5 protein-coding genes are annotated in these 8,303 nt (G+C 67.8%); 3 read left to right on the top strand and 2 right to left on the bottom strand.

Annotated features, from left to right (window positions below; all coding sequences use genetic code 11):
- Positions 1-127: 127 nt before the first annotated feature.
- Positions 128-988 (bottom strand): RtcB family protein, encoded by an 861-nt coding sequence (locus AC1DS3_RS31350; protein WP_477128662.1) that lies wholly within the window; start codon positions 986-988, stop codon positions 128-130.
- Between the two features lie 268 nt (positions 989-1,256).
- On the opposite strand from AC1DS3_RS31350, the gene AC1DS3_RS31345 reads away from it, so the two are divergent.
- Both AC1DS3_RS31345 and AC1DS3_RS31340 read left to right on the top strand, forming a co-directional pair.
- On the top strand, positions 1,257-2,918 hold the full coding sequence (locus AC1DS3_RS31345) for an acyl-CoA dehydrogenase family protein (protein WP_477128661.1): 1,662 nt from the start codon (positions 1,257-1,259) through the stop codon (positions 2,916-2,918).
- A 182-nt stretch (positions 2,919-3,100) separates the two neighbouring features.
- The gene (locus tag AC1DS3_RS31340; protein WP_441641110.1) at positions 3,101-4,645 is read left to right on the top strand and encodes a methyl-accepting chemotaxis protein; all 1,545 of its coding nucleotides are present in this window, start codon (positions 3,101-3,103) and stop codon (positions 4,643-4,645) included.
- A 37-nt stretch (positions 4,646-4,682) separates the two neighbouring features.
- On the opposite strand, the gene AC1DS3_RS31335 is transcribed toward AC1DS3_RS31340, so the two are convergent.
- Complete coding sequence (locus AC1DS3_RS31335; protein WP_441641109.1) at positions 4,683-6,362, bottom strand: GMC family oxidoreductase; 1,680 nt, start codon at positions 6,360-6,362, stop codon at positions 4,683-4,685.
- Positions 6,363-6,654: 292 nt separating this feature from the next.
- Between AC1DS3_RS31335 and AC1DS3_RS31330 the strand changes: the two genes are divergently transcribed.
- Positions 6,655-8,076: a coniferyl aldehyde dehydrogenase gene (locus AC1DS3_RS31330; protein WP_477109671.1), complete on the top strand. Its 1,422-nt coding sequence runs from the start codon at positions 6,655-6,657 to the stop codon at positions 8,074-8,076.
- The last annotated feature ends 227 nt before the right edge of the window (positions 8,077-8,303 follow it).

Below are 8,303 nucleotides of genomic sequence, written 5' to 3'. Positions count from 1 at the left end.
CGCTTCGTACCTGCTCCAACTGGCCGGCGGTGAGCTTGGTCACCGACTCCAGGAATCTCTTGAACTGGCGGGCGTTCATCGACTGCTCTCGTCATATCAACGACCAAAGTCTAGCAGCTATCCACGCTTAACCTGAACAGCGCCGATGCTTCAGGCCGGCGGGCCAGGCCTGGCGCGCCCGGTCCATCCAGCGCCGGCCCACGTAGAAGCCGACATCGCGCGAGCCGCTGTGGATCATCGCCACGACATCGCCGCACGCCAGGCCAACGCGATACGCGGCGTGCCTGTCGAAGATCTCGTCCACGACCTGCAGTTCGACGAAATGATTGCCCCCGCCCGGCGTGCCGAGACAGGGATCGCGAAAGATCTCGCGATTGCCGACGTGCGCATCCGGCGCATAGCGGGCACTCCCGCCAAGCGCATCCAGTCCGACGCAAGCGGCAAGCTCGGCCTCCAGCCGGGCACGATCGGCCTGCGCCCACAAGCCTTGGGGGGCCACGCGATCGATGAACGCGGCGGGTCCCTCGTCAAACAAGGCGCGGAACGCGGCGCTATGCACCGGCACGTCGCGGCCGTTATCGAGCAGGGCACGCGTGAGCCTGCTCACGAGGGCATCCTGCTGCGGCAGCAAGGCGGCTTGCTTCAGGCCTGTGGTGATCAAGCGCATGCCGCAGTTGATGTCGGTGCCGATCGCGGCGGGAATGACGAAATCCGCGTCGGTGGCAACGATCGATCCGACCGGCGCGATGCCACCGGGATGAAAGTCCGGCGTGGCGCAGGCTTTGCAAACGGCGTGGTGGCCGTCCGCGGAACGCACCGCGGCGAAGTCGAGCAACTGCTGTACGGCTTTCGCTTCCAGGGGAAGCGTGGCGGGCAACAACACCGAGGCCTGCGCGTGTTCGTTGCGCAGGTGATAGACACCCTGGCGGCGCTCGACATGGATGCCCCGGCGCTGCAGGGCTTTTTCAAGACGGGGAAGTGAAGACATGGCTGCTGGGAATACAAGGTACGGGGGGGCCTCCGGGGAACCGGGGCAAAAAGTACCTTCTGCGCAGCAGCGTCGAGAAAGGAGCGTGCAGTGTAGCGCCGGGGAACGGYGAACGGCAAGCGCCCGGCCCGCGAGCCCTGCCACGGCGGCGCGAAGTGTTGGGGACAGGACACAGTGCAAGCCCACGCACATAGCGCGCCGCTTGCTCTACCATGCAATCAGACATGCCCATGCGCAACGCGCGCAAAAAGACTGCACAGGAGACCTCATGACCGAAGCCGCCACCCACCGCGTGTTCAACCAGGTCCCGGACCTGACCGGCTACAACCTGTTCACCGGCGACCCTGCATTGCGCGCCGCGCTGGAGCGGCTTGGTGGCGGCTGGCACGCCAGTGCGCTCGATGTCTTCGGCGCGCGTCTGGGCAAACCCGATGTGCAGCAGTGGGCGGCCGAGGCCAATCGCCACGCGCCCGAGCTGCATACGCACAGCCGCACCGGCGAACGCATCGACGAAGTGGAATTTCCGCCGGCATGGCACGCCTTGCTGGCCCTGCTGCGCAGCCAGCAGTTGCAGGCGCTGCCGTTCGCGCAGCCCAGGCATGGCGCGTGGGTGGCGCGCGCCGCCGGCTATTACTTGCAGGCGCAGGCCGAATCCGGATCCCTGTGCCCGCCCACCATGACGTTCGCCAGCATCCCGGTGCTGCAGAAGGAAGCGGCGCTGTTCGCGCAACTGGAGCCGAAGCTGTTTGCCACGGAGCACGATCCGCGCGACCTGCCCTGGCGCGACAAGCACGCCGTGATGATCGGCATGGGCATGACGGARAARCAGGGCGGCCCCGATGTGCGCAGCAACACTACCGTCGCGCGTGCCGTGCGCGGCGAGGGCCGCGGCGCGGAGTACGCGATCACCGGGCACAAATGGTTTTTCTCCGCCCCGATGTGCGATGCCCACCTGGTGGTGGCGCGCATGGGCGCGGAGGATGGGCCGCTGTCGTGCTTCTTCGTGCCGCGCTTTCGCGACGACGGCAGCAAGAACCCGGTGCAGATCCAGCGCCTGAAAGACAAGCTCGGCAACCGCTCCAACGCCAGCAGCGAAGTGGAATTCCGCGAGGCCACCGGCATCCTGATCGGCGAGGAGGGCCGTGGCATTCCGACCATCATCGAGATGGCCACCCATACCCGGCTGGATTGCGTGATCGGCAGCGCCGGCATCATCCGCGCGGCGCTGGTGCAGGCCATCCATCACGCGCGGCATCGCATGGCGTTTGGCCGCCTGCTGGTGGAGCAGCCGCTGATGCGCAACGTACTGGCCGACCTGGCGCTGGAAAGCCAGGCCGCCACCCTGCTCATGATGGAACTGGCGCACGCCTTCGAGCGGGCCGATGCCGATCCGCTGGCCGCCGCCTGGAAGCGCATCGTCACGCCGGCGGCCAAGTTCTGGGTCTGCAAGCGGGCCATCGAGGTAACGGGCGAAGCCATGGAGGTGTGGGGCGGCAACGGCTACGTGGAGGAAGGCCCGATGGCGCGGCTGTACCGCGAGGCGCCGGTCAACTCGATCTGGGAGGGCTCCGGCAACATCATGTGCCTCGATGTACTGCGCGCGCTGCAGCGCAACCCCGAGGACGCGGGGCGGCTATTGCAAGACCTCGGGCGGCGCGCCGGCGGCCATCCGGCGGTGCGGGCCGAACTCGCCTCGCTGCAGGCGATGCTGCGGGATGCGCCGGACCACCTGGAAGCCGGCGCGCGCCGCTTTGCCCAGGGCCTCGTGCTGACCGCACAGGCGGCGCTGATGCTCGGCCATGCCGACCCCGACGATGCCGAGCGCTTCGTGGCCAGCCGGCTCGGGCGCCAGCACGGCCGCGTGTTCGGCACGCTGGAAGGCGACGACGCCGCGCTGGCGCGGGTGATCGCACGGGCCTGGCCGGCCTGAGGCACGCGGCTGCGCCAGACGCCTCGCCACGCTTTTTTCGCGCCATCGCGCTACAGGCGGCGCCGGTCCTGCCGTAAATCCCTTGGTATTAATGTCATTCACTTAATACATAAGTGCGCATTCATCCCCATTAAATGACCAAGCGGCGCGCCCTGCTACACGCCGGGTGCCGACATCCCGACATGAACATCAGCCAACGCCTGTTGCTTTCTTTATCCCTGGCCCTGCTCGCCTTGCTCGTTGTGGGCCTCGGCGGCATCTGGCAACTCAGCGAGTCGGAACAACGTTTCGAGTACTTCAACGACAACACGCTAGGTAGCGTACGCACCCTGGGCACCCTCAAGGACAACGTCAACGCCATGCGTATCTCGCTCTACAGGCACGCCATGAGCGACGACCCCAAGGCCAAGGCCGAAGCCGAAGCCGCCCTGGCCCGCGCCGACGAGAAGTTCGACACCACCGCCGCAAAGTATGAGCGCGACGACATCAGCGACGATACCGACCGCAAGATGCTCGAAGCCGACCGCGCCGCGCTCAAGCGCTATCGCGCCGAGCGTGCCGTCATGCTGGAAAAATCACGCGCCAACGATTTCGCCACGGCCCACGCCATGCTGGTGAGCGGCGAACTGAACAATGCATCGATCGCCTTGCGCAAGGCAATCGACGATCACATCAACTATAACGGCGACCTGGGCGAGCTCGCCGTGACGCAAAATCGCGAGCAGTACACCACGGCGGTTCGCGTGTTCTCGGCGGTCATCGTCGTGGCGGTGCTGGTCACCGGCTTGCTGGCCGTGACGCTGTATCGCCGCATCCACGGCAGCCTGTCCGAGATCGAGCAGACCCTGGAATACGTCAGCGGCTCCCTGGACCTGGAACGCCGCGCGCCGGTGGGCCGCCTGGACGAGATCGGCCGTACCGCGGCTGCCTTCAACCGCCTGCTGGAGCGGGTAGCCGTGGCGCTGCGCGAGGTGCGCCATTCGACCGACTCCGTTGGCGTGGCGGCACGCCAGATCGCCGCGGGCAATACCGATTTGTCGGCACGGACCGAACAACAGGCTGCCTCGCTGGAGCAAACCGCATCGAGCATGGAAGAGCTGACCACCACCGTGCGCCAGAATGCCGACAACGCGCGCCAGGCGAGCGGCCTGGCCGGCAATGCCGCCAGCGTGGCCGAGCACGGCAGCACCGCCGTGCAGCAGTTGGTGCAGACCATGGGCGCGATCAGCACCAGTTCCAACCGCATCGCGGAGATCACCAGCCTGATCGAGGGCATCGCCTTCCAGACCAACATCCTGGCGCTCAATGCCGCGGTGGAGGCCGCGCGCGCCGGCGAACAGGGCCGCGGCTTCGCGGTGGTAGCCGGCGAGGTGCGCAGCCTGGCGCAGCGCTCGTCCAGCGCCGCCAAGGAAATCAAGGACCTGATCGACAGCTCGGTCAACACCGTGCGCACGGGCTCGGCGCAAGCCGAGGATGCCGGCAAGACCATGAGCGAAGTCCAGAACGCGGTAAAGCGCGTATCGGACATCATCGCCGAGATCGCCGCGGCCTCCGACGAGCAAAGCGCGGGCATCGAGCAGGTCAACCAGGCCGTGGGCCAGATGGACGAAGTCACGCAGCAAAATGCAGCGCTGGTGGAGGAAGCGGCGGCCGCCGCGCAGTCGCTGGACGACCAGGCCGGCAAGCTGCGCGACACGGTATCGACCTTCCGCCTGGCTACGGCCTGAGCGCGGGTGCGAGGGGCGGGGGGACGCTCCCCGCCCCTCACACGGCCAATACCTCCGCCATCCGCAACACCACGCGCGGGCCGTGCCGGATCAGGTCATGCGCACGCTCGCCGATCATGATGGCCGGCGCATTGGTGTTGCCGCCTATCAGCGTTGGCATGATCGACGCATCCACCACGCGCAAGCCTTCCACGCCCCGCACGCGCAGCTGCGGATCGACCACCGCGTACTCGTCCATGCCCATGCGGCACGTCCCGACGGGATGGTAGATGGTGTCGGCATGGGCGCGGATCATCGCGCGGATCGCGCTGTCGTCGCCGCCATCGGCTGGCAAGTGCGCCGAATACAGCTCCTTGCCGCCGAACGCCGCCAGCTGCGGCTGTGCCAGGATTCGGCGCACGATCCGCACGCCGGCCACCAGGCCGTCGAGATCCCGCGGGTCCGACAGGAAGCACGGGTCGATCATCGGCGCCTCGCGGATATCGGGCGAAGCCAGCCGTACCTCGCCCCGGCTTTTCGGGCGCAACACGCAGACGTGGCAGGAATAGCCATGGCCCAGGCGGATTCGGCGCATATGGTCGTCGGCCAGCCCGACCACGAAATGCAGCTGCAGGTCCGGCTCGTCCAGCCCGGCGAGGCTCTTCAGGAAGGCGCCTGCCTCGGCAAAGTTGGAAGTCAGCATGCCGGTGCGCTCGCGCCGGTAGCGCAGTATCTCGGCCAGCAGGCGAAACACGCCGCCCACCGAGATGCCGAACAGCTCGGACGCCGCCACCCGCTTGTGCACGATGACGTCGAGATGGTCCTGCAGGTTGGCGCCCACGCCCGGCAGGTCGTGCACCACGGGAATGCCTAGCTCGCGCAGATGCGAGGCAGGGCCGACACCCGACACCATCAGCAGTTGCGGCGAGCCGAACGCGCCGGCCGACACGATCACCTCGCGGCGTGCCCGCAAGAGGGTTTCGCGGCCATCCAGCCGCGCCACCACCCCCACCGCGTGGCGGCCCTCGAACGCGATGCGCAGCACCTGCGCGCCCGTCATCACAGCCAGGTTCTCGCGCCCGCCATTGCTGGCGCGGTCGGCGGCGTCGCCGCGGTGCAGGTAGGCGCGCGCGGCATTCCAGCGCTCGCCGCCATGCTGGGTCACCTGGTACCAGCCAGCGCCCTCCTGGTCCGCGCCGTTGAAGTCGTCGTTGCGGCGATAGCCGGCCTGCTGGGCTGCCTCGATAAAGCGCTGGCCAAAGGGATTGGGCGTGCGCAGGTCCGACACATGGAGCGGGCCGCTGCCGCCGTGCCAGGGATCGTCATCGCGCCCGGTCACGCGCTCATTGCATTCGGCCCGGCGGAAATAAGGCAGCACATCGTCCCAGGCCCAGCCGTCGCAGCCGGCCGAAGCCCAGCGGTCGTAGTCAGCCGGCGTGCCCCGCGTGTAGATCATGGCATTGAGCGAGGAACTGCCCCCCAGGCCGCGCCCGCGCGGCTGGTAGCCACGGCGCCCGTTCAGCCCGGGCTGCGGCACGGTGCGGTAGCCGTAATTATGGCTGCCGGCACGCGGCAGCATGGCCGCGCAGCCCGCCGGCGTCGACACCAGCACATGGTGATCGTGGCCGCCAGTCTCGAGCACTGCCACGCTGTCGCTGCCGCTGTCGGCCAGCCGCCCGGCCAGGGCACACCCCGCCGAACCGCCGCCAACGACGAGATAGTCAAAGGTGGTTTCCATCCGTCTCCCCGCCTGGTCCGAGGTCAGTGTGCCGGGGTTGCGCCGGACGCTTTGGCAGGCCGYGCATGCCGGTCAACCCGGTCTGGCCGGCACGCCGAAAGCATGCCGCGAAATCAGTGTAGGGCTTTGCCAGGGCACTGGAAAGGGCGAAGGAGGGTCGGTGAATACGGTTGTTTGAAGCGCGCGGCTAGTGGCCGGCGTCCATTGTCAGGCGCCGCCGCATGGCATATGGTGCGGGGATCTGAACGCCGCGCGCGCCAAGGGCAGCGCACGACCCCAAGGAGAGCGCGACATGAGAGAAGTGCCCGAGATTTCATCCGTATTCGACGCCATGCGCGCCGCCTCGCGCCGCGACCAGGCCCCGGCCTGGGCCGTGCGCGCCGACCGGCTGCGGCGCCTGCGCAAGCTGGTGACCGGGCACATGGACGAGATCTCGCAAGCCATCAGCGCCGATTTCGGCAACCGCCCGCGCCAGGAAACCGCACTGCTCGAAGCTTTTCCCAGCGTGGCCGGGATCGACGATGCGCTGCGTCATGGCAAGCGCTGGATGCGGGTGCGGCGCGTGCGCACCGGGCTGTGGTTCAAGCCCGCCACGTCGCGGCTGATGCCGCAGCCGCTGGGCGTGATTGGCATCGTGGTGCCGTGGAACTACCCGCTCTACCTGACCGTGGGCCCGCTGGTGGGCGCGCTGGTCGCGGGCAACCGCGCCATGGTCAAGCTCTCCGAGTACACGCCGCGCTTCGCCGCGTTGTTCGCGCGCCTGACGCAACAGGCCTTCGCCCCCGACGAGATCACGGTGATCAATGGCGATGCGGAAGTGGCGAGCGCTTTTTCCGCCCTGCCCTTCGACCATCTGCTGTTTACCGGCTCAACCCAGGTCGGCCACCATGTGATGCGTGCGGCGGCCGCCAACCTCACGCCGGTCACGCTGGAACTGGGCGGCAAATCGCCGGCCATCGTCGGCCCTGGCGCCGACCTGGAACGCGCGGTCGAACGCATCCTGGTGGGCAAGCTGCTCAACGCCGGCCAGACCTGCATCGCGCCAGACTATGTGCTGCTGCCCGAGGCCCTGCGCGAGCCCTTCGTCGAAGCCGCCCGCGCCTGCGCCGCCCGTCTCTATCCAGACCTGCCGGGCCAGCCGGGCCATGCCGGCAACCCCGACTACACCACCATCATCAGCCCGAGGCACTTCGCGCGGCTGGACAGCCTGGTGAGCGACGCCGCCCGCGCCGGTGCGCGCGTGGTGCCGCTGTCACAGCTGCCATCGGACCCGGAGCGCCGCCGCCTCGCGCCGGTGCTGTTGCTGGATGTCCCCGCCGACGCCACGGTGATGCGCGAGGAAATCTTCGGCCCGGTGCTACCGCTGGTGACCTACCGTACGCTGGAAGAGGCGATCGGCTACATCAACGCCCGCCCACGCCCGCTGGCGCTCTACCTGTTCGAGAAAGACCGCCGCACGATCGACCACGTCATGGCGCAAACCGTGGCGGGTGGCGTCAGCATCAACGAAACGCTGCTGCATATCGCCCAGGAAGAGCTCCCCTTCGGTGGCGTGGGCCCCAGCGGCATGGGCGCATATCACGGCCAGGCGGGCTTTGAGACTTTCTCCAAGCTCAAGCCGATCTTCCGCCAATCCGGCATCAATGGCGCGGGGCTGCTGAAGCCACCCTATGGCAAGCGCTTTGAAACGATGATCAAGCTGCTGATGCGCTGAATGGCAAGGAGAACCTGCAGCGCTGAACGAAGCCGCCAAACAGGCCAAAGCCGCGGGCCATGACGGCGGCTGTCTYTCCCTCTCCCCTCAKGGGGAGAGGGCCGGGGAGAGGGGKGGCTTAGTCAATATGACTCCCCTGGGGCAAAGAGGGCTGGCCCGCCGCGAAGAATCAAACGCGGGTTAGCATGACTGCCAGAGCCGCATGGTGTGGACAGTGCCACACACAC

This window comes from Cupriavidus sp. 01L46 (assembly GCF_056399905.1).
This window is presented reverse-complemented; position numbering and strand designations above follow the sequence as displayed.

Excerpts from the sequence above, each read along its gene's own strand:
- AC1DS3_RS31350 (WP_477128662.1), bottom strand. The coding sequence starts at position 988 with ATGTCTTCACTTCCCCGTCTTGAAAAAGCCCTGCAGCGCCGGGGCATC.
- AC1DS3_RS31335 (WP_441641109.1), bottom strand. The coding sequence starts at position 6,362 with ATGGAAACCACCTTTGACTATCTCGTCGTTGGCGGCGGTTCGGCGGGG.
- AC1DS3_RS31340 (WP_441641110.1), top strand. The coding sequence starts at position 3,101 with ATGAACATCAGCCAACGCCTGTTGCTTTCTTTATCCCTGGCCCTGCTC.
- AC1DS3_RS31330 (WP_477109671.1), top strand. The coding sequence starts at position 6,655 with ATGAGAGAAGTGCCCGAGATTTCATCCGTATTCGACGCCATGCGCGCC.